Origin of the sequence: Stieleria mannarensis (assembly GCF_014154935.1) — a bacterium.
Classification (GTDB): Bacteria; Planctomycetota; Planctomycetia; order Pirellulales; family Pirellulaceae; genus Stieleria; species Stieleria mannarensis.
On the sequence record NZ_JACEHH010000020.1, the window covers coordinates 142,568 to 165,841 of the forward strand.

Genomic DNA, 23,274 nt, shown 5'->3' on the forward strand with positions numbered 1-23,274 from the left:
AGGACTCCGGCGGGAAAAATCGATGCTTGCTGCGCCGGCAAATCACGTCAAATTGGCGACACGGCTTTCGGCCGACCTGACAAAATGTCCGGCGAACTGGCGGCCGGGTGCCGGCGTAGCAACGTTGGCGGATGATCCCGCCAGTGCCGATGGCCCCTCCCCAAGGAAGTCCCTGTCACGCCCCACCATGACTGAATCACGAGCCTGGAAAATCCTGATCGTCGATGATGACCCCGGCAGCCGCGACTCGATGGCCCAGTGGCTCGGCCGCCGCGGCTACAACCCGGTCGCGGTCCCCGACGGCGAGTCGGCCGCGGAGTTGATCGGTGAGGGCGTGGCGGTGATCATCACCGATTTGAGGATGTCCAAGACGGATGGGCTGGAGCTGCTGGAGATCGCCAAGAAGCGGGCGCCGCACGCGATCGTGATTGTCGTTTCGGGTGTCGAAAGCGTTGACGCGGCCGTCGCGGCATTGAAAGCCGGCGCCGATGACTTCATCCCCAAGCCGGTGAATCTGAACGAGCTGACCGAGAGGATCGAATCCTCGCTCCGCCGCCGTGCGATGGCCGAACAAATCGCGGCCCTGCAGTCCCAACTGACCAAGCAACGCGGTCTGGACAACATGATCGGGACCAGCGCCAGTATCCGCGCCCTGTTCGAAAAAATCCGCCTGGTCGCCGACACCAGGAGCACGGTGTTGATCACCGGCGAGAGCGGCACGGGCAAGGAACTGGTCGCGCGCTCGATCCATCGACTCAGCCGTCGCGCCGACAAGCCGCTGATCCCGGTCAACTGTGCCGCGTTGCCGGAATCATTGGTCGAAAGCGAGTTGTTCGGTCACAAAAAAGGTGCCTTCACCGGTGCCACCTCCGACCGCAAGGGACTGTTCGAAACCGCCGCCGGCGGCACGCTGTTCATCGACGAAATCGGCGAACTGGACCTCGCGCTGCAGGCGAAGCTGTTGCGGGCGCTAGAGAACCGCACGGTGATGCCGATCGGCGGGTCCAAGGAGATCGACGTCGATGTGCGGCTGGTCGCCGCAACTAACCGTGAACTGCTGCAACAGGTCCAAGCCAAGGAGTTCCGCGAGGACCTGTATTTCCGACTCAAGGTGGTCGAATTGACGCTGCCCCCGCTGCGCGAGCGCAAGGACGACATTCCGCTGTTGATCCGGCACTTTATCGACCAGCTCTCCGCCGAAAACGAGCGCCCGGTGCGCGACATTTCCGCCGCGGCGCTCGAGGCGATGAAGGCGTACAAGTGGCCCGGCAACGTCCGCGAACTGCGCAACACGCTCGAGGGCATCATCGTGTTGACGCTGGATGAAATCATCGATGAAAAACACCTGCCGCCCCACATCGTCGGCGCCGAGTCGGCGCAGGCGATCATCCAACCCGGCATGACGCTGGCCGAAATCGAACGCGAAGCGATCCGAAGAACCCTGGAACACACCGGCGGCCACCGCACCCAATCCGCCGAGCTGCTGGGGATCAGCGTGCGGACCTTGCAACGCAAGCTGAAAGAGTACGAACTGGAAGCGTAGCGGAGGCTGCCAGCGGGAGGCGGGGTGGCAAAACGATGGTGGCAAAACGATGGAAGGCGGAATGAGGGGGCGAAATGCCAGCGGGAAGCGTAAGCGAGCGGCCCGTGTGAGGATGACGGTAGAGAAGAGGCAGAATGACGGGGGGCAGAATGATGGGAGATGGGTTAATTGGAACATGCATCATCGGGACGACGATGCCTGAGCGAGCTTGCGTCGTTTGACTGCATCATCATTCTGCCTCCTCGCATGTTCCCAGCGTTCGCGCGCGATGCTCGCAGACTGGCCTGTTGATTGAATCGTATTCGATGAAAGAACCGGACAGCAGGAACCCGAATCGCGAGCGAGCGGATCTGCCCCGCCCCTTGCTAAGTGCTACGGGCTAATCAATCAACAGGCCGTGACGCTTCCCGCTAGCAGGGGACGCCGGACATGTGGCGCGCGATCGTGGGCCTATGGTTTTTGGAAGAACGCCATGTAGGTGACCAGGGCGACCAGCCCCAACGCGGCGACCACGCCGCCGGACAACAACGTCAGTGACAACAGGTTTTCAGGCCAATCAGGCATGGGAGACCTCCAGGCGGTGTTCGGATTCGAGGTACGCGGGTTTGAGGTACGCGGGGTCGCTCGCGCCCTCGCCACAGGAGAACGCTTGGGCGCCAAAGCGTGCAAACAATTCGTCGAGCGCCGCGTCCAGTCGTGACGCGTCGCTGAAGACGATTTGCCGTCCGATCATGGATCCGCCCAACCGGGCCACACAGCGAGCGACATCGAGTTCATCAAAACGCGACGGATCGATGCCCACCAGTTCCAATACGGCAGGGATACCCTTCACGATTGATTCTCCTCCAACAAACTTGCATCAGATGGGTGAGAGTCGAAGACGCAGACTTTGACCCTGTTGCAATCGTTGTGCCGATCGTCGCGTCCGGCCTCCCCGCGCTGCTCGGCCCAGGACGCATCGAGTGAAGAGATGGAACCATTAACCAAGTAAGTCACTCTCCCCGGCAGGAGACCTGCGATTTTTGAAAGAAACCCTCCTGGCAGGAGGGGTTTCTTCTTGCTTCACCGCGTCAAGTTGTCGGTCGATCACGACAGTTTGTCGCCTGTGACGGGGCGTGCCGACGGCGACGAGCATCGCATTTGCGTGTGACGAGCGAATTGCACGATTGGCACGACGCTTGCCATGCGATCGGTCCTGCAACCGCATTGCCCCCCTTTCCCCTACCCAGCAACGAGGAAACGACTCCATGGCGGACGCACCGACGGATCTCCCTTGGATGATCCACGCCGACGGTTTGTGCAAGTACTATGGCGAGTTTGCCGCGGCGGAGGACATCTCATTGCAGGTCCCCCGCGGCCAGGTTTGCGCCTTCCTGGGCCCCAACGGGGCCGGCAAGTCGACGACGATGAAGATGCTGACGGGGTTTTTGTCGCCCGACGCGGGGACGGCAAAAATCGCCGGTCACGACGTGCACCAAGATCGGATCGAAGCAGCCCAGCGATTGGGTTACCTGCCCGAAAACGGTCCGCTGTATTCCGAGATGACGCCCCACGGGTTCCTCCGTTACGTCGGCCAGGCGCGGATGTTGTCGCCCGACCGCTTGCAAGAACGACTCGGCTGGGTCCGCCGCCAATGTTCGCTCGACGACGTCTGGGGGAAAGCGATCGGAAAACTCTCTCGCGGCTATCGTCAGCGTGTCGGGATGGCGCAAGCCTTGTTGCATGACCCCGACGTATTGATCTTGGACGAACCGACCAGCGGGTTGGATCCCAACCAGGTGCACGGCGTCCGCGAGCTGATCGGCGAGTTGGGAGAGACCAAGACGGTGCTGTTGTCCACCCACATCTTGCAAGAAGTCCACGCCGTTTGCAGCCGCGTGGTGATGATCAACGAGGGGCGGTTGGTGTTCGACGGACCGACTGACCAACTCGGCGAGCACAGTGATGCGATGGAAGAAAAGTTCCGTGAATTGACCGTCGCCGCCTAACCTCCAAAAGAAGCGAATCGATTGAGAACCGACCATGCAACTTCGACAACAAGTGATTCGGGCTATCTTTCAACGTAACTTTGCCGGCTATTTCTCCGGCGTCCTCGGTTACCTGTTCATCGTCGTGTTCGTTGTGCTCGGCGGCGCCCTGGCGTTCAATGCCAGGTTCTTCACCGGCAACGAACCCACACTGGACCAGTTGACCGAGTGGTACCCGTTGTTGCTGCTGTTTTTTGTTCCCGCGGTGACGATGAGTGTCTGGGCCGACGAGCGAAAGTCGGGAACCGACGAACTGCTGTTCACGCTGCCGGCGACCGAACTGGAAATCTTGATCGGCAAGTACCTGTCCGTCGTCGCGGTGTACAGTGTCGCGCTCGTGTTCTCCATGGCTCACGTGTTCGTTTTGATGTTCCTGGGCAATCCCGATTGGGGGCTGATCGCAACGACCTACTTCGGATACTGGCTGGCCGGTGCGGCGATGTTGAGTGCGGGGATGCTGGCGTCGATGTTGACGGCCAACATGACGGTCGCGTTCGTGTTGGGAATCGTGATCTGTGCGTTGCCGGTGTTCATCGGTCAGATCGGCGCCACGATCGGGCTGGGGGATCTGCTGGACCGATTCAGCTTGCGAGAACAGTTCCGCGATTTCGGCATGGGCGTGATCCCGCTGACCGCCTTGTTGTACTTTGCCGGTTTCACCGTCGTGATGTTGTATCTGAACCACACCCTGATGACTCGGCGTCATTGGCACACCCGCAGCGAGCCGGCGATCGGAGTTCAGTATGCGGTGCGTGCGATCAGCGTCGCGGTCGTGTTGTCCTGTGTGACGACCTGGGCCGGTTACAGCGTGTTGCGCGTCGATGCCACCGGCGAACGACTGTTCAGCCTGTCGGCGGCGACGCACGACATCCTGGACCAGTTGGACACCGAGCGACCGATCGAAATCCAGGCCTTCATCAGCCCCGATGTCCCGCGTGAATACGTCGAAACACGAAAGCGGTTGGTCGGGCTGTTGCGACAGTTCGACGAACTGGGCGGGAAAAGTTTGGACGTGCGTTATGTCGACGTCCAGCCGTTCAGCCAACAGGCCGAGGAAGCCGAGCACTTTGGCATCGAACCGGTCCAAGTGATGACGGAGGTGGATGGTCGCCGCAGCGAGACCGACGTCTACTTGGGGGCCGTGATCATCAGCAGCTATGACAAGGTCGTCGTCCCCTTCTTTGGCAAGGGGCTGCCGATTGAATACGAACTGACACGGTCGATCCAAACCGTCGCCAATGAAAAACGCCATACCGTCGGCGTGCTGCGAACCGATGCCAACTTGATGGGCGGATCAAGGGATTGGCAGATCGTTCAGGAGCTGAAGAAGCAATACCACGTCCAAGAGGTGTCGCCGTCGTCGGCCATCGACACCACCGCGTTCGACGTTCTGTTGGCCGTGATGCCCTCGTCGCTGACCAGTGAAGAGATGGATCATCTGGTGGACTATGCCAAATCGGGCAGCCCGCTGTTGGTGTTCGACGATCCATTCCCGCTGTCGTTGGGCAGCAACGGGTTCGGCGTGACCGGTGCCCCGCGGCAACCCAAACGCTCGCCCCACTCGGGATTCATGGGGCAAGGCGGTCCGCCGCCGGAGCAAAAGGCCGATGGCGGCCGAGCGACTCGGTTGTTGGACGCGCTGGGAATCGATTGGCAATACGACGCGTGTGTGTTTGACGTCAACAACCCGCACCCCGAATTCGCGATGCTGCCGGCCGAATACGTCTTCGTGACCCGCGGCGGCAGCGACACCGAATCGTTCAACCCCGATGACGAAACGACCAAGGGGCTACAGGAAGTGATCGCGTTGTATCCCGGCCGGGTGCAGCGTCGGGGCGGCGAGTTTGATTTTCGTCCGCTGTTGAACACCAGCAAACAATCCGGTGTGCTGCAATGGGAAGAGTTCGTCGACGAAGGCGGGTTCAACTTCTTTTCGATGCAGGGGACGGCCAACCCGCGGCGCAATCCGTTTCGAGTCATCGACTCCGCCGTGCACACGCTGGCCGCCCGCGTGACCCGCGAGTCGGATGATCACAACGTCAACGCCATCTTCGTCGCCGACGTCGACATGATTTCCGACTTCTTCTTCGAAGAGCGAAATCTCGGCAACCTGAGCACCCAATTCGACAACGTCACCTTCGTGCTGAATGCCGTCGATTCGCTGGTCGGTGACGACTCGTTCATCGAACTCCGCAGCCGACGACCGGCTCATCGAACGCTGGTGCGTGTCGAGCAACAAAAGCGACAGTTCCTGGAAGCGGCCAACCAGGCCGAACGGGAAGCGGACCAACAAGCCGACGAAGAGCTGGAGCTGCGTCGCCAGCAATTGGGCAAACGCGTCAAAGAGATTCAGGAGAACAATGACCTGGATCCGATCGCCAAAGCGCAGATGCTCGAACAGGCTCAACAGGCCGAGCAGAAGCGATTGTCGCTGGCGGAAGCCCAGATCGAACAGCAAAAGAACGACGAGATCCGCAAGATCCGCGCGAGCACCAATCGCCAGATCAAATCGCTGGAGTCGACGATCCGGTTCTGGTCGGTCTGTCTTCCGGCCATCCCCGCATTCGCCTTGGGCGCCTTCGTCTTTGTCCAACGCAAACGAGACGAACAGACGAGCGTCATCGATTCGCGCCGTCGCAAACACGCCGCATGAGCGTTCGAATAACGGCGATCCCAAGATTGCATGTTAAATCATTCCTCGAATCACTGGACAGCACCAGTTTAACCATGAAACACCGTGAATCGCCGTCCCGATGTAGCTACCTTCGCCAGAAGGTGGATCACAGGCATGTTCCACGCTCTGGCGAGCGTCGTTCCGTCAGAGTGACGCTGTCCAGCTAACCAACGTCCCGAAAACTTCTCGATCAATTCCCATGTCCACTGTAACTCAAAACCACACCCAACCGGGCAGCGACAGTCGATCCGGTGGTCAAGCCAAAGAAACGATTGATGCGACGGCCCAAACGGTGAAACGTCATTGGCTCGCGATGGGAGCAGAGACGCGTCGAACCGTTCTGTATGCCGGCGTGGCGCTGCTGTGCCTGCTGGCAACCGGGGCGATCGAACTGGCCACCCGGCCTGCGATCATCGCCGAATACGGCAAGGTCGGCCAAGAGTTCTACCCCGAGTTCCGTGATCCCACGCTGGCCTCGGCACTGAACGTCGCGGTCATCGATCCCGATCAGGTCGAATCGAAACAGTTCAGCGTGCGGCGGACCGAAAACGGTCAGTGGGTGATCCCGTCACACCACAATTACCCGGCCGATGCAGCCGACCAACTGGCGCGGACCGCCGGCAGCGTGATCGGAATCAAACGCGGAGCCATGGTCACCCGTTGGCAAGCCGATCATGCACGTTACGGCGTCGTCAACCCGAAAACTGATTCGCTGGAAGTCGGCCAGGTCGATGGCGTCGGCAAGCGACTGACCCTGCGTGGTGAAGACGATTCGGTGCTGGCCGATTACATCATCGGTAAAAAAGTCGAGGACCAGACCGACCAGTACTACGTTCGTCATCCCGACGAAGACGAAGTTTATGTGGCGACGTTGAACATCGACCTTTCCACGAAGTTCTCTGATTGGATCGACACCGACCTGTTCGACATCAACAGCTCGGATGTCGTCAACGTCACGCTGAACGATTACCAGTTCGATGAACTGAAAGGTACCGTGACCGAGCGTCAGGTGACGACGCTGCAACGCGAAAGTTCCGTCGATGATTGGCAGATGGAAGGGATCGACCAGGAAACGGAGCAAGTCAATCGCGATGCGATCCGCGACACCGTCAATGCCATCGCCAACCTGGAAATCGCCGGGGTGCGTCCCAAGCAAACCGGCCTGACTCCCGAGTTGCAACTCGATCGCAACGCGCTCGCCTCACAACGCGACGTCGACCGCCTGCAGTCCGACTTGCTGTCGCGAGGATTCTTGCTGCAACCCGACCAGAACAATCAAGACACACTGAAGTTGATCGCCCGTGAAGGTGAACTGGCGACGGCGACCGATGACGGATTGGTGTACAACCTGTACTTCGGAAGGGTCTTTACGGGCAGTCAAGAGGAGCTGGAAATCGGACTCGGCGGGGACGACCAGGACGCCGAGTCCGGTGACGACGCCGATCAGTCTCAAACGTCGGACGATCAAACGGGCGAAGAAGACGGAAACGCGGAGCAAGTCGGTAATGATTCCGATAAAGATGCCAGCGAGAAACCGGGGCGATACGTTTTTGTCACCGTCAACTTCGATCCGCAATTTCTTGGCGATGAGCCTGCCAAACCGACCGAGCCGGAGAAGCCGCAGGAGTTGCAAGACGCCGAGGAGAAAGCGGAGGCGGATTCCGACGATTCGAAGTCATCTGAGGAATCCGGTGAGGAAGCGTCCGAGGAGCAAGCCCAGGCCGAGAGACTTGAGACGCTGAAGGAGGAGTACGAGTCCAAGATGGAAGCGTATCGTTCGGACTTGGACGCGTGGGAATCCTATCAGGAGAAAATCACGCAAGGTAGAGAGAAGGCCCAGACGCTGAACCGCCGTTTCGCCCAGTGGTACTACGTGATTCCCGGCGATGATTATGACAAATTGGCTCTGACGCGAAGCGACCTGGTGGAAGCGAAGGAGCAAGCGTCGGAATCCGATTCGCAACCGAAAAAGGAGGATGATTGATCGACGTTTTGGTTGAGGTTGGCACGGCGTCGCCGTGCCGTGTTTTTCCCCCGAAGGCCGCGGTTCACGCCGCGGCCTCGCTTTTTGCGCCGGCGATGCCGGCGACAAAAGAATGAGTGGCAAAACGATGGGGGCAAAACGATGGGGGCAAAACGATGGAAGGCAGAATGAGGGGGGGCGAAATGCCAGCGGGAAGCGTAAGCGAGCGGCCCGTGTGAGGATGACGGTAGAGAAGAGGCAGAATGTTGGGAGTTGGGAGTTGGGAGTTGGGAGTTGGGAGTTGGGAGTTGGGAGTTGGGAGTTGGGAGTTGGGAGTTGGATTAATTGGAACGTGCATCATCATTCTGCCTCCTTCTCTCGCTATGATCGTTTTGCCCCCATCGTTTTGCCCCATCTCCCGTCGCCAAATCGACTGCAACCGTCGGCTCAAAAGTGGACGCTGCCGCGTACCAGTCGCACGTCGACATTGATCAACCGACCGCTGCGTCGATCGCTGACCAATAGCCGGACCCATCCAGAGCGACTGGCCGACCACTGCAGCGCCGTGTCGATGCGTAGCGTTCCGTGCGGCAACACGCCGATGCGGCGTCCGTTGACCGCGACGATCCGATCGCCCACCTCCAATCCCACCCTGGCCGCCGGTGTGCCTGGATAAACATTTGTCAGCAACAATCCCGTCGTGCTGTAACGGCCGTACACGCCCAGATACCAGCCGCCGAGGACGGGATTGCCAGAACCTTGTCCCGGCTTGGGTTCGACAAACCCGCCGCCTTGGATCGTCGTTGGCGACAAAGTCGATGGTGCCGCCGCCTCAACCTGACGCGTCGCAGGCACGTTGGCTGGATCGTCATCGGCAAACGCCGGCAATCCCACAAGAAGCCACGCCCCGATCACCACCCCATGCAAATGGTTCATCTCGGATGTCCTCGGACGCTCCTGGGTGCCAGCGAGAAGGCCCAGTGCCACCCAAAGGCAAGGTGCGGCAGCCGAGTTGGCACCCCGACCGGCCGCCGCGAATGTCCACTGCAAGTGTCGTTCCCAATTTCAGTGCGTGGTGGTGCGACGTCCTTTCCAGGAGTGTCGTACTGGCAGTGTGTGGGGGTGAAATTGGGGAACGTGAAATCTATTGCTGACCAATACACTTGCAAGCAAGACAATGTTGCCAGACAGAGGTTGGTCGGCGCGTCTCTTTGCAAGACGATAGTGATGATTCTGGCTCCCCTCTCCCCAAAACAGATCGCGGTCAACGTCACTGATTGATCACTATTTTTCGCGCGATCTGTGTTGGGGAGAGGGGAGCCATTTTAGAGAGGGAACGCATCGTAATGAATCAGCAAGACACTTCACGTTCCGAGCTTTCAGTGCGACGCCCCGGAAGGGACGTCGTATGGGGAGAACCCGTTACGCCAACACGTCTTTGACAACGTGGCCGTGGACGTTGGTCAGCCGGCGTTCCAGCCCGTTGTGATAGTACGTCAATCGTTCGTGATCGAGTCCCATCAGGTGTAACAACGTGGCGTTGAAGTCGTAGACCGTGGTGGTGTTGGCCGCGGCTTTGAATCCGAATTCGTCGCTTTCGCCGTAGCTGATGCCTTTCTTGACACCGGCACCGGCCAGGAAGCAAGTGAACGCGTCGGGGTTGTGGTCACGTCCGGTTCCGTTGCCTTGCAAGAACGGCATCCGTCCGAATTCGGTGGCCCAAACCACCAACGTGTTTTCCAACATGCCACGTTGTTTCAAATCGGCGAACAAGGCCGCGGTCGGCTGGTCCATGATCTCCGCCTGCATCGCGTGGGTTTCCAGGATGTTGGCGTGTGAGTCCCAGTTGGTGATGCCGTTGCCGCCGGCCGGGTCGCTGCCGTTGAATAACTGCACGACGCGGACACCTTTTTCCAGCAACCGACGGGCCAGGATGCAGTTGCGGGCGTACTGGCCGCGCAGTTTGCTGCCGCCTTCGACCCCATACGCCTTGAGCGTTTCCGCCGTCTCGCCGGAGATGTCCATCACGTCGGGCACGGTTGTCTGCATCTTGCCGGCCAGTTCATAGCTGGCGATCCGACCGGCCAAATCGGCGTCGTCGGGGTATTGTTCCAGGTGTTTGGCGTTCAGCCGTGCCAGCAGATCGACGCTCAATCGGTCTTCTTTGGCGGACAGCACGTCGGGGCGGTGCAAGTTATTCGGCGGCGCGGCGGCACTGAAATCGGTGCCTTGGAACGCGGCCGGCAAGAAGCCGTTGCCAAAGTTATTCTTGCCGCTTCGTGCCAAACCGCGTGGGTCGTTGATCGCGACAAAGGCCGGCAGTTCCTGGTTCTCGGTTCCCAAGGCATACGTGACCCAGGCCCCGAACGACGGAAAGCCTTCCATCGTGAAGCCGGTGTTCATGAAGTTTTCGCCCTGCGGGTGAGCACTGGTGTCGGTGGTCAGGGAATGGATGAAGGCGAAATCGTCGACGTGCTGGGCCAGATGCGGTATCAAATCGGAAACCATTTTGCCGGTCTCCCCGCGTGGTTTGAATTCCCAAAACGGTTTGGCGATGTTGCCCGTCGGGCCTTCGAAGGTCACTTCGGGGATCCCCGGCGGCTTTTGGCCGTGCAGATCATCTAACGCGGGTTTGTAGTCGAACGTGTCGACGTGGCTGACCGCCCCGGGGCAATAGATCACCAGGACCTGTTTGGCGGGCATGTCGAAGTGGCCGGGCCGTGCGGCATAGGGTTGGCTGGGATCGATCTCCGGACGGATCGGTGTCTTTCCGCCGGCGGTTTTCACGTCGGCAGCCAACAGTCCATCGCCGCTGAGCAAACTGGTCAATGCCAACGCACTGGTCGACAGGCCGGCGGTGTGCAAGAAGCCGCGTCGATCGAGCAGACGTCGGCCCAGCGGGGAGAGTTTTTCTGGGTTTGTCATGGTCGTTCTTTGATGGATGGATTGTACGACGTCCTTTCTAGGTCGTCGGTTAAGCGTTTCACACGCGACCGCCCGGAAGGGCCATCGCACGAGGGTCAGGGCAGGAAGGCGAATTCGTTGGTGTTCAGGAGCGTTCGGCAGACGAGCGACAGACTCGTCTGACGGGCCATTTCCAAACAGGCGTTTAATTCGTCCGGTTCGGGCTGGCGGACGAGCAACAATTCAAAACAGCGAATGACCGCGGCCTTCAATTCCGCACCGGATTCTCGTTCGGCACGCTCGGCGATCAACTCGGATTGCGAGATCACAAAATCGCTGTTCATCAGATTCAATGCTTGCAGCGGCGTCGTCGACACCGGACGTTTGTCGCGGACTTGACCGCAGTCGGGAAAGTCAAACGCCGTGAACATCTGGTCGTCGACGCGACGCATGCGTTCTTGGTACAGCATCCGCCGCCAAGTTTCCGGGCCGTAGTTTTTGACCACTTCCCACTGGGCATAGGTCTTCTTTTCGTTGTGAATTCGATAGCTGCGTCCGCCGATCGTGCGGTCCAGCGAGCCCGACGCCTGCAGAATCGAATCACGAATCACCTCCGCTTCGACGCGTTTGGGTGGGAACCGCCACAGCAGCGCCGATCCGGCATCCTTGGCCAGCCCCTCCGGTCGCGGCGCACTGGATTGACGGAACGCGGCGGACAGGACCATTTGGCGGATCATCGCTTTGGTCGACCAGGCGGCGTTTGCCGAATCGGTCGGATCGACGAATTCGGCGGCCAACCAATCCAACAACTCGGGATGCGTCGGAGCGGCGCCGGCGGTTCCAAAATCGCTGGTCGTCGTCACGATGCCCGCGCCGAAGACGTGGTGCCACAGCCGGTTGACCATCACCCGCGCGGTCAACGGATTTTCCTCGCTGGTGATCCATTTGGCAAACTCGGCACGACGTTTCGGACCCGGCGCCTGTTGGGTCAGTCCCAGGTCGCCGCCGAAGATGGCCGGCCCCGCCGGGTCGACTTCGTCACGCGGGTTTTCCGGGCTGCCGCGAAGCAGCACACGGGTCACGTCGGGGCGGACAAAACGGCCGACAAAACTCGGCCGCGGCCCCTCTTCGCTTAACAAATCGATTTGATTCTGGATCTTCTTCAGCGACGGTTTTCGTTCCGGATGGTCTTTGTCCAATTGGGTGTTGGTGTGCCAAGTCCCGACCCAAGGTTGCCAGCTGCCGTCGCTTTTCATGATATCGACGTCGTATTCGTAGCGTGGCAAGTACGGTTTCTTGTCCAAGTAATCGGTATCGAAGTAGTACTCGCGATTGCTGCTCAATCGAATGCGGCTGATGGTTTCGGGATGTTCGAAATCGAAGCGGACGTAGGGTTTTTGCTCGGCGTCCTTTTCCGTTTTGGCGCGCCAGGTCATCGTTCCGTATTCGCCGTCGTTGACGCGTCGGATCGGGTTGCGGCCTTCGAATCCGTCTTCGGGGAAACCCGAGACCTTGGTACCGCGTCGCTTGTGGGCCAGGTTTTCGCCGTAGTTTTCCGGGCCGAACACTTCCAATTCGTCCAAACCGACGTTGGCCATTTTAAATCGCACGCGGATCGCGGTGGTCGTGATCGGTTGGAAGTGCATTTCACGGAACGCGCCCCAGTTCTCTTCCCAGCTTCCCGCCTGGCGGAGCACCCGGCGCTGCTTGGCGATCTCTTTCCAGATCGCTTCGCCGCGTTGACGGCGAGGGTGGTCGGCGGCGAATTCCGGGTAACGGCTGCCGAATTCGACGTCTTGAAACACGCCGGTCATCGAGTAGTAGTCTTGAATCGTGATCGGATCAAATTTGTGGTTGTGACAGCGGGCACAGCCGATCGTCACGCCCATCACCGAGGCACCGACGGTCTGCATGATTTCGTCCATGCGGTCGGCGCGAGCTTGTCGAATCGCCGCCGGTTCGCGGCCGACCGTCGCGGCGGGCACGTGTGGCCCGGCGACCAGGAATCCGGTCGCTTCGCCCGCACCCATCGAATCGCCGGCAATCTGCTCTTGGACAAACTCGTCGTACGGTTTGTCTTCGTTGAACGAACGGACCACGTAGTCACGATAGATCCAAGCGTTCTTACGATACAGGTTGGCTTCGGACCCGTTGGTTTCGGCCCAACGAATCACGTCCAACCAGTGTTGCGCCCAGCGTTCACCGAAGTGCGGGGATTGCAACAGCCGATCGACCAGTTCGGTGTAGGCTTGTTCGGAATCGAGCTTCGACGCTTCGATGAACGCGTCGGTCTGCTCCGGCGTGGGGGCGATCCCGGTCAACACGATCGAGACGCGTCGGATCAGCGAACGCGGATCGGCCGGCGGGGAATACGACAGTCCTTGATCGGCCAGTGATCGCAGCAGAAACGCATCGATGACCGACAGTGTTTTCGGCGCGGCAGCGACGCCGTCGATTGATGGAACCTCCGGCCGCACGACGCTTTGGAATGCCCAGTGATCGGACCGTTCGCTCGCGACGTCCTCCATCTGTCCCGGGACGACCGCCCCGGCTTGGATCCACCGCGTCAACAAATCAATTTCCTCCGCGGGCAGCTTATCGTCATCCGGCGGCATCGCCATGTCTTCATCGACATGATTGATCACCTCGACCAGGTAACTCTTGTCCGGCTTGCCGGGAACAACCGCCGGCAACCCCGAATCACCTCCGCGAAGCATTCGGGCACGCAGGTCCAACCGCAGTCCCGACTCTTGTTCGTCTTCGCCGTGACAGTACAGACAACGATCTTCGAGAATCGGCAAAATCTGTTCCTCGAAATCGATCTCTTCACCGCGCAGGGCCTGGGGAAGGACGATGAAACAAAGGAGCAAAATGCATCGCAGCATGATGGCTGGTTTCCAATCGGATGTGGACATGGGAAGTTCTCTGGATCAGTGCAAACTGCCGCGTCGGATCGGGGGTGACGCGGAGGGGGAATTTCGGACCGAGTGAACGGTCTCGCTTTCAAGGCCGCTTACAACGCCGCTTTCCAGCCGGCGTCGAGTTGTTCGGTGAGTGTGCGGACCAATTCGGGATGATCATCGGCGATGTTTTTCGATTCCGCCGGATCGCTGTGGTGATCGAACAATTCAACATACACCGGATCGGTTTGCGGATTGCGGTGGTCACGCCAGACGACCAACCGGTAGCGGTCGGTCCGCATCGTGTAACCCATCAGATGTTGTTCGAACAGTTCGCGATCCCACGTTGATCCCATCTGCTTGATGATCCGCTGTTCGACCTCTTCGATTAACGGGCCGAACCAGGTTTCGCGCATGCCTTGGGACAGCGGGTTGGCCGCCCATTCGCGGAGGGCCGGGTTGGGGTACTGGCTGAACGCCGCCTTTTTCCATTGTTTTTCGGGGTTGTCCAACAGCGGCGCAAAACTGTGGCCTTCGACATGATCGGGAATCGGCAATCCGGCCAGTTCGCACAGCGTCGGATACATGTCGACCAATTCGACCAACGCGTCGGTCGGTCGGCCGCGTGATTTCATCCCCGGTGTCCAGATCATCAGCGGGACACGGGTGGCGATTTCATAGTTTGTCGCTTTGCCCCAGACGCCCATGTCGCCGAGGTGCCAGCCGTGGTCCCCCCAAACGATGATGATGGTATTGTCGCGAACGCCGGCGTCCTCCAGGGCTTGGACCATCAATCCGACTTGCGCGTCGACGTAGCTGACGCAAGCCAGGTAGGCGTGTTTAAGTGTCCGCGACAGTTCAGGCCCCAGCGGGCCGATCTTGGGAATCCCCGCGCGGGTCCGCAATTCGAACGAAGCGTGCAGCCCCATCGCGGCACCGGCCTCGGGCGCGTCGGTGTGGGTCGCCATCGGGATTTTCGCGGGATCGTATAGGTCCCAGTAACGCTTCGGCGCGGTCCAATTGAGGTGCGGTTTTTTGAACCCCAGTGCCAAGAAGAACGGTTGATCGCCGGCCGCCATCTCCTTCATCGTCTCGATCGCAAGCCGCGTGTTGTAGCCGTCGGCGTAGGCGGTGTCGGGGACGTCGGCGTTTTCGTACGCCGGGCCGCTGCCCAGCCCGCGCCGTGCCGCTTCGCCATACTTGGCCAGCATCTCCTTCATGTTGTCGCTTTTGATCTTGTTGTTTTCCGCCAGCGCGTAGCCGCCGACCGGCTTTTTGATTCCCTTGATCCATTTGACCGGGTTGCGGCTCCACGAGTTTTCTTCGTCGGTATCGCCTTGGTGAAAGATCTTGCCGCAGTAAGCGGTTTCGTAACCGTGGGCGATGAAGTGTTGGGGCAGCGTGACGATGTTCGGTTGCAGTTCTCGCAACGAAACATAGTTGTGAAACAATCCCGTCGTTTCGGGCCGGGCACCGGTCATCAGGCTCGCCCGCGACGGTCGACAGATCGCCTGTTGGCAATAGGCGCGATTGAACAGCAGACCATCGTCGGCCAAAGCGTCCAAGTTCGGCGAGACGGCGATTTCGGAACCGTAGCAACCGAGTTCCGGACGCAGGTCGTCCACGGCGATGAACAGCACATTGGGCTTGTCGGCGCCGCGGCCGGTGCAGGCCAGCAGCACAAGGCACGCGATGGCGAAGATGGGGCGAATCATAGAGATCATTGGGATGGGGATGGAGTGAAGTGTGGATTGCGAGACTCGAAAGTAGCTACGCTCGCCAGAGCGTGGTCGCCGCCGAGGATCCACCTTCTGGCGAAGGTAGCTACGTTTTAGCAGCGATTGCCATGGCAAGGATCGTCGGCCGCGTTGCTAGTACCCCAACGGCTTTCCGTGTTCATAAAGTGTCTGAATTTCTTCGCGCGTCAGCGCGGCGTCAAAGATCGCCAATTCGTCGATCGCGCCGTTCAGGTTGCGGACGGCAAACCACGCTGAATCGCGAAGCGGTTGTCCCCAGTTTCCGATCTCCGCCGTTCCGATCCGCAGTGTCGTGACGTGAAATTGATCGGTGATCGGTTCGCTGCTGACCGGTTCGCCATTGACGAATTGATTGACCGTTCTGCCCTGTGGGTCATAGACGGCTGCCAGATGCAACCACTTGCCGCTCTTGGACACATCCCAGATTGGATCGGTGTAATAGATCCGGTGCAATCGGGCATCTTCGGCCGGTCCCAGTCCCGATCCCGGCGTGTCATCGACCATGATTGAAAACATCACCCGGCCGTCTTCGTGAATCTGCCAATGCGGTTCACCGTTTTCATAACCGTCGCCCATGAACAGCGAGTTGTAGCGATGTTCCAGGCTATCGATTCGGACCCAGCACGCGAACGTGAACGCGGCAAACTCGCCGTCGATCCGAGTCCGCACCCGCGCCCCCGGACGGTCGAATTCCAAACCGGTCGAGGCAGGGCCGAATCGGCCGTCGGCCGGTGTGACGGGGCCGACCAGGATGCCGTCGAGTTCATGACCCGTGGCGGCGCGGTTGGGCACGAAGCGGTCCGACTGTGACTGGGCGATCGGGTAATACGCGATCAGTCGCGGGTCGTCGCTCAGCTGCCGTGAAAGCGTTTTCCATTGTTGAAACTGTTGTGCCTGGGCGTCGTCACGTCGGCGCTCGAGGTCGCGGACCGTGCTGAGCCCTTCGAGCGATTCCGGATCGGACTGGGAACCCTTCAGCCACTGGCGCTGTCCGGTCACCAGAAGGTCGCCGTGATTTTTACCGCCCCGAAGTTCGACCTCGCCGTCAATCACCTCGACACGTGCTTGGTGGGGCGACACCTCCACGGCGAACTCAGTGCCCAGGTCGATGATTTCCGAGTCCGCGGCTTTGACGATAAACCCGCGTGCCGCCGGTGGCACGCTCGCCCGCAGCCGGCCCTGAATCACCCGAACCGACCAGTCGGATTCGACGTCCAACTCCGCCGGACCGTCGACGATCAGCGTAGCACCGCAAAAGAAATCGATCTCGGCGACGCCTTCATCAAATCGCAGCCGCCCGTTGGGCAACACGTCGCCTTCGCGATAAGTGACCGATCCGGTCGCCCAGCGCAGATCGACCGATCGCCGCAGCGTCGCGTGGCCGGCGATCAATGATTCGGTGGGCTGGACGACTTGGTCGGGCTGGACGACTTGCTGGGGCCGAAGATCGACCGCGATCGGATCGCTGCGGTCATTGATGCGTCCGAACCAATACGCGGCACCGCTGGCCAACAACAGAAGGGACGCCGCGATCGCCCACCGCTGCCACGCCCACGCCGCCGGATCGGACGATCCGGCGCCGCGCGGCGATGCGGAGGGGCTCTGGAGTGACGTGTCACGACCGCCCAAATCTCGATCCACCAGGTCATCCGACTCGGCGGCGATTTCCGCGAGCGACTCGTACAACCCGACCGCTCGCAAGTATTCGCTGCGGACGTCCTCGTGTTGTTCCAGCGCATTCTGCAACGATTCGAAATCGTCGTCCGAAATCGTCCGATCGATCGCTTGAAAAATCAGGTTGCGAAGATGATCATTCATCTCATCCCTCCTCCATCAGTCGTAGTTGGACACAGTCCAACAACCGTTTCCGCAGCGCGTTGACCTTGCTGTACAACCGCCGCACCTTGATTCCAGTTTCCTCGGCAATCTTCGCGACCGACTCGCCGGGCGCATGAACGCTCAGGACCAAGCGGCGATGCGCATCATCCAGTTCCCTGAGGCAATCCTCGATCGCGTCTCGCTCGCGCTCCCGTTGACTCAGGTCACGCATCGCGGTCTGGGCCAATTGATCGATCACACCTTCGCGGAACACCAATCGGTCTCTACCGCGGTCGCGTTGCCAGCTGAGCACCTTGTAGCGCGCGATCACGCAGGCCCAGCGAATAAATTCTTCGGCCGCGTCTTCGGTCGTCTCGGGCGTGAACGATTCATATTTCTTCCAACACTCCAGCGCCGTCTCCTGCATCACGTCGTCCACCCCCTGGGCCGACGGCAGCAGCGAGCGGACGAACCGGCGAATCGATTGGTCATGCCGCGCCAGTAAGCTGACAAATTCGCTGTACCGCGCTTCACGCGCCGACGGCATCTCAGCATTTGCCGACGGTGTCTCGGGATTAGGCTGTGCGCTGGGGTTCATGCCCGTCATCTACTCCGTGGGGAGGCAATCTCGCTGGACAGCACCGGTTCGCTGGAAAGTACCGGCCCACCCGCCAAACGGCGTGGGCCATCCCTCCGGCATCGCTACCAGCGCCAGAGGTTGGTCCCTGCTGGGGGGCCGCCCTGTGACGAGCGTTGCAGGTCACAGTTTTGCTGTCCGTCTACGTTATTCCTACAGTGTGGCGATTTACCGTCTGGGGTGTGCAGATTTGTCAAGAAATGCCAACCTCCCACTCTGCCGAGGTCGTGGGGCGATTCGGTCATCGATCGTAATGCGTTTTCATTACTTCCCCCCCCGATTGTTCCGGACGTTGGATGCCCACAGATGGCAGCGCGAACCCACGGATGTGATGCGACCGGGAGATCTGTGGGTTCGCGCTGCCATCCGTGGGCTAAATCGTTTCCCGCTCCGTGTCGCAGCGACAAGTGTTGTCGCTCCCTGCAGGGCCTGACCAACGGGCTGCCCAACGACGTGCCGGCAAGTCGGTGACATGGCGGCACAGGGTGCGCCGAAGCTGTGCAGATTCGCCCGCGCGACGTGCGTGGTTCAGTCACGCTCTTGTGGGGAGACTGCAAAAACCGCTGGTGAACGCGTGATGTCCGGCAATTGCAAATGATCTTGGCGCGTGATGATGCTCAATAGAGCACAGCGGCCGTCGGGTGCGACCTGCGCGGTCGCCGTTAGGGCATCCTTAGGGCGTCGCAGTCCACGGCCGGTCGATGCGCCCGTCCATGGCGCGCCGTGTGCCGAGGGTAAACCCTTGACCAGTGAAAGACTGGAACGACGCGGCCGGGATCAGTGGTTGTTTGCCGTCGTGTCGTCGCTGTGATAGGCGGATCCAGCGTTCTTGAATTGACCCTTGCGTGTTTTGATCACTTCAGAGAACGGGCGATGCTGCTTTTACCGTATGAGATGGAAGATGGATTCGACGAGATGTTTGCCCCCGACGGACGCCCCCGCGCCAGCGGGGAACGTTTCGTCCGGCGGCTGGAAACGCTGGCCGATGGGAGCCTCCAGCAAAGACAGAAGTCGGCCGAGCTGAATCTGCAAAACATGGGCATCACGTTCAACGTGTATAGCCACCAGGCCGGTACCGAAAAGGTCTGGCCGTTCGATCTGCTGCCGCGAATCATCGATGCCGACGAGTGGTCGACGATCGCCCGCGGGCTGGAACAACGCATCCGGGCACTCAATCTGTTCGTCGATGACATCTACAACGATCGCAAGATCATCAAAGACAAGGCGGTCCCGGAAGCGTTGGTCGGGTCCTCCAAAACGCTTCGAAAACAATGCGTCGGTCTGCGGCCTGCCGAGGGAGTTTGGTGTCATATCAGCGGCGTGGATCTGATTCGCGACGCCGACGGACAGTTGTATGTTTTGGAAGACAACCTGCGCTGTCCGTCGGGCGTTTCGTACGTCTTGGAGAACCGCGAATTGATGAAACGCACGTTCGCGCACGTGTTTGAAGGCATGTCGGTCGAACCGATCGACGAGTATCCCGAACAATTGCTGAAAACATTGTTGGACTGTGCCCCCCCGGGCGTGTCCGACCCGGTGGCCGTGCTGCTGACACCCGGCGTCCACAACTCAGCCTATTTCGAACATTCGTTCCTGGCCCAGCAAATGGGAATCGAACTTGTTCACGGCTCGGACTTGGTCGTCAAGGACGGTTTCGTACACATGATCACGACCCGCGGGTTGCAACGTGTCGATGTGATCTACCGTCGCATCGATGACGACTTTCTGGATCCCGCCAGTTTCCGCGCCGATTCGTGCTTGGGCGTCAAGCATCTGATGGACGTCTTTCGCGCCGGACGCGTGTCTTTGGCCAACGCCCCGGGGACCGGCGTCGCGGACGACAAAGCGGTGTATGCCTATGTGCCCGACATCATTCGATATTACTTCGGCGAAGACCCGATCCTGCCGAACGTCCCGACGTTTCTGTGCGACGACGACAAACAACGCGAGCATGTCCTCTCCCACCTGGATCAATTGGTCGTCAAACCGACCAACGAATCAGGCGGCTACGGCATTTTGATGGGCCCGCATGCATCGCCCAATGAACGCGCCAAGTGCGCCGAAGCGATTCGTAAGAATCCGCGGGACTGGATCGCGCAGCCGATGTTGAACCTGTCGACGGTCCCCACGCTGGTCGGTGATCAGCTGAAACCACGCCACGTGGACCTTCGCCCGTTCGTGCTGTGCGGCAAAGAGGTTTTCGTGATGCCCGGCGGACTGACACGTGTCGCGTTGCAGGAAGGGTCGATGGTCGTCAATTCGTCCCAGGGAGGCGGCAGCAAGGACACCTGGGTGTTGCGCAACGGTAACGCGACCAACTCCGCGACCACATCGAACGCAGAGGAGGCATCGTCATGCTAAGTCGAGTCGCAGAAACCGTCTATTGGCTCAGCCGCTACATCGAACGGGCCGAAAACATCGCTCGCTTCATCGACGTCAATTACAACCTGACGCTCGGCGAAGCGGAACCGTTAAGCAAACAATGGACGCCGCTGTTGGAAACGACGGCCGACCAAGACGAATTTGCCAAACGCTATGACAGGCCGACGCGGGAAAACGTGTTACAGTTTTTGTCATTCGACGATCAGAATGGAAACTCAATGATCAGTTGCGTGGCCCGCGCCCGCGAGAACGCGCGGACGATCCGCGAAGTGATTTCGAGCGTGGTTTGGGAACAACTCAACACCTTTCACCTGTTGGTCCAAGCCGCCGGGCACGTCCCCGAAACGCTCGAGCAACCCCAGCAGTTCTGTGAACGCGTTCGCTTGACAAGCCATCTGTTGGTCGGCGCCATGGACGCGACGATGTCGCACGACGAGGCCTGGCATTTTTCTCGCCTGGGCCGAATGATCGAACGGGCCGACAAGACGTCTCGTTTGTTGGACGTGCAGTATTACAACCTGTTGCCCGACGGCAGCGGCGTGGGGCCTTCGCTGGATGTGGTCCGCTGGGCGGCGCTATTACGCTCGGCCAGCGCCCTGGAATCCTATCGCCGATTGCGAGGCAAGATCGTGCCGAGACGCGTCGCCGAATTCCTGATGCTGGATCGCAAATTCCCCAGGGCGATGCATTTCGCCGTGATGCGGGCGCGCGATTCGATGCGGATGATCACCGGCAGCGAATCCGACACGTATTGCTACCACTCCGAGCAACTTCTCGGTCGGCTCTGCTCCAACCTGGACTACGCGGTCATCGACGACATCATCCAGGACGGTCTGCATCAGTCCATCGACCAGTTCCAGTGCCAGCTCAACACGATCGGCCAGGAGATCCACGAGGATTTCTTTTCCGTCGACCGATTGAATGCACCGCCGGCGCCCGCGTAGCGGAACTCGCCAAGAGATTCGCAAGTCGCGGGCCCTCTCTGGCGTTTGCTTGCTGCGCAAACGCCGTCTCTCCCCGAGGGAGAGAGTTTAGATGGATTGCGCGATGCCCCCGTCCGCTGTCGTCCACGCGTTGGCGAGCGTCGCGAGGTCTTTCGAACGTTCTCCGGACTACAGCCCCGCCAGACGCGTTTCGGCGTCGCCGAAGGTGTCTTGCCGGACGCCCATTCGATCCATGATCGACAGGTACATGCTGCACAGCTTTCGGTCGGCATCGTCCTTGCCCACATAGTCCAACACGCGGCCGGTTTCCAGCGTGCCACCCAAACCGCCGGTCAACAGAACCGGGACCTTGCTGGAATCGTGGGCGTTGCCAGACCACATGCTGGAAATGAACAACAAACAGGCGTTGTCCAAGACCGTGCCGCCGGCTTCGGGCATGGCGTCAAGCCGTTTGGCCAAGTAGGCGTACTGGCTGCAGTAGTACCGCGAGATGCGTTCGTAAGCATCGGAAAGGTCATTGTGCGACGCCGAGTGGTGCGTGCTTTCGACATCCAGAAAGGGGTAGAACAGCCCCGACAGGTCGCGATTCAGTAGCAGCGACGCGACGCGTGATTTGTCGCTCTGGAATCCGATCGCCACGATGTCGCACATCAACCGCATGTGCTCGCGAATGTCTTCCGGCAATCCGTCGTCGGGACGCTGCATCGCCGCCAGCGGTTTGCCGCGGTCGTCGGCCCGCTGGCGCGCTTTCTCTCGCGCCGCCCGCATCGACGCTGCACGCTTTTCCACTTCGCGGACACTGTTCAAGTATTCGTCCAACTTCAATTGATCGCTCTTGCTGACCCGTCGACTCAACGACGCCGCTTCTTCACCGACACGATCCAGAATGCTTTCGTCACGGCGGCTGCCACGATTGTCGAACAGGCTGTCAAAAGCCAGCGACGGATACACCTCCATCGGCACCGGCGAAGTCTTGTTTTGCCAGGAGATGTGGGAGCTGTAGGCCATCGAAAAATTGGTTTCGTGATAGCCCGTGACGGGTTGTTCGCACCCGAGTACCAAACTGGGGACGACCGTTTCCTGTTGGAAATGATTGGCCAGGACTTGGTCCATGCTGATGTCGCCACGCAGCTCGGATCCCTTTTGCAGGGGCGCCCCGGAAAGAATGTTGCCGGTCTGGCCTGGGTGGATGCCGACGTGCGTCGCGTTCTGGTTGAACAAGCCGGTGATGAAATTCATCTTGTGCTTCAACGGCTCCATCGGCGCCAGGCTCTTGCCCAGCTCTATCGCACCACCGCTGCCCTTGGCCCACCAATGCTTGCGATTGATGCCGCATCCCATGAACACCGCCGCAAATCGTTTCGGTGCGGCGACCGGGTCGTCCCCCACGACCGTCTCGGCGCCCCAGACGGGGATCGATTCCAACCACGGCAGCGCCATCGTGACACCGACGCCTCGCAACACCGTGCGACGCGACAAGGCAGGAGAGTGAGATTTACTGGACGTTTTCATCGGATCGGATGGGGTGAAGGTGAGATTGGATTCGAGGTTTGCATGTCCGGCAAACAATCGGGTAGCGGAACTCGCCAAGAGTTTCGTTACCGGTTGCGAGGGACGTCGATTGTCTTAGTGACCAATTTGATCGTAGCGGAAATCGTCGAGACTTTCGCAAGCCGCAGCCCCTCTCTGGCGTTTGCTTGCTGCGCAAACGCCGTCTCTCCCAGC

General features: G+C 59.9%; 14 protein-coding genes. 6 read left to right on the plus strand and 8 right to left on the minus strand.

Going from position 1 to position 23,274, the window contains the following annotated elements; translation table 11 throughout:
• Positions 1–187: 187 nt before the first annotated feature.
• Entirely contained in the window at positions 188–1,543 is a 1,356-nt protein-coding gene (locus H1B37_RS15240; protein WP_182867515.1) for a sigma-54-dependent transcriptional regulator, read from the plus strand.
• 556 nt (positions 1,544–2,099) lie between these two features.
• On the opposite strand, the gene H1B37_RS15245 is transcribed toward H1B37_RS15240, so the two are convergent.
• On the minus strand, positions 2,100–2,375 hold the full coding sequence (locus H1B37_RS15245; RefSeq protein ID WP_182867516.1) for a hypothetical protein: 276 nt from the start codon (positions 2,373–2,375) through the stop codon (positions 2,100–2,102).
• A gap of 415 nt (positions 2,376–2,790) precedes the next feature.
• Between H1B37_RS15245 and H1B37_RS15250 the strand changes: the two genes are divergently transcribed.
• The 3 genes from H1B37_RS15250 to H1B37_RS15260 all read left to right on the plus strand — a co-directional run bounded on the left by H1B37_RS15250 (position 2,791) and on the right by H1B37_RS15260 (position 8,228).
• Positions 2,791–3,531, plus strand: a complete 741-nt coding sequence (locus tag H1B37_RS15250; protein WP_182867517.1) for an ABC transporter ATP-binding protein — start codon at positions 2,791–2,793, stop codon at positions 3,529–3,531.
• Between the two features lie 34 nt (positions 3,532–3,565).
• Positions 3,566–6,223 carry a Gldg family protein gene (locus H1B37_RS15255; protein WP_182867518.1) on the plus strand — a complete coding sequence of 886 codons (2,658 nt, stop codon included), beginning with the start codon at positions 3,566–3,568 and terminating at the stop codon, positions 6,221–6,223.
• A gap of 220 nt (positions 6,224–6,443) precedes the next feature.
• Positions 6,444–8,228 carry a DUF4340 domain-containing protein gene (locus H1B37_RS15260; protein ID WP_182867519.1) on the plus strand — a complete coding sequence of 595 codons (1,785 nt, stop codon included), beginning with the start codon at positions 6,444–6,446 and terminating at the stop codon, positions 8,226–8,228.
• Positions 8,229–8,654: 426 nt separating this feature from the next.
• On the opposite strand, the gene H1B37_RS15265 is transcribed toward H1B37_RS15260, so the two are convergent.
• From H1B37_RS15265 to H1B37_RS15290, 6 genes are all read right to left on the minus strand, one after another.
• Positions 8,655–9,143 carry a PDZ domain-containing protein gene (locus H1B37_RS15265; protein ID WP_182867520.1) on the minus strand — a complete coding sequence of 163 codons (489 nt, stop codon included), beginning with the start codon at positions 9,141–9,143 and terminating at the stop codon, positions 8,655–8,657.
• A 486-nt stretch (positions 9,144–9,629) separates the two neighbouring features.
• A complete protein-coding gene (locus tag H1B37_RS15270; protein ID WP_182867521.1) occupies positions 9,630–11,132 on the minus strand; it encodes a DUF1501 domain-containing protein in 1,503 nt (500 codons plus the stop codon).
• 95 nt (positions 11,133–11,227) lie between these two features.
• Positions 11,228–14,026 (minus strand): PSD1 and planctomycete cytochrome C domain-containing protein, encoded by a 2,799-nt coding sequence (locus tag H1B37_RS15275; protein WP_286177782.1) that lies wholly within the window; start codon positions 14,024–14,026, stop codon positions 11,228–11,230.
• Between the two features lie 98 nt (positions 14,027–14,124).
• A complete protein-coding gene (locus H1B37_RS15280) occupies positions 14,125–15,726 on the minus strand; it encodes a sulfatase (protein WP_182867522.1) in 1,602 nt (533 codons plus the stop codon).
• 156 nt (positions 15,727–15,882) lie between these two features.
• Complete coding sequence (locus H1B37_RS15285) at positions 15,883–17,586, minus strand: LamG-like jellyroll fold domain-containing protein (RefSeq protein WP_182867523.1); 1,704 nt, start codon at positions 17,584–17,586, stop codon at positions 15,883–15,885.
• A 1-nt stretch (position 17,587) separates the two neighbouring features.
• Complete coding sequence (locus H1B37_RS15290) at positions 17,588–18,184, minus strand: sigma-70 family RNA polymerase sigma factor (protein ID WP_286177783.1); 597 nt, start codon at positions 18,182–18,184, stop codon at positions 17,588–17,590.
• A gap of 912 nt (positions 18,185–19,096) precedes the next feature.
• Here H1B37_RS15290 and H1B37_RS15295 point away from each other — a divergent pair.
• Together H1B37_RS15295 and H1B37_RS15300 are read left to right on the plus strand one after the other, a co-directional pair.
• Positions 19,097–20,584: a circularly permuted type 2 ATP-grasp protein gene (locus tag H1B37_RS15295; protein ID WP_182867524.1), complete on the plus strand. Its 1,488-nt coding sequence runs from the start codon at positions 19,097–19,099 to the stop codon at positions 20,582–20,584.
• Complete coding sequence (locus tag H1B37_RS15300; protein ID WP_182867525.1) at positions 20,578–21,549, plus strand: alpha-E domain-containing protein; 972 nt, start codon at positions 20,578–20,580, stop codon at positions 21,547–21,549. Before H1B37_RS15295 ends, H1B37_RS15300 begins: the two co-directional genes overlap by 7 nt.
• Positions 21,550–21,717: 168 nt before the next feature.
• On the opposite strand, the gene H1B37_RS15305 is transcribed toward H1B37_RS15300, so the two are convergent.
• Positions 21,718–23,061, minus strand: coding sequence for a DUF1552 domain-containing protein (locus H1B37_RS15305; protein WP_182867526.1), 1,344 nt, complete (start codon positions 23,059–23,061; stop codon positions 21,718–21,720).
• Positions 23,062–23,274: the final 213 nt, after the last annotated feature.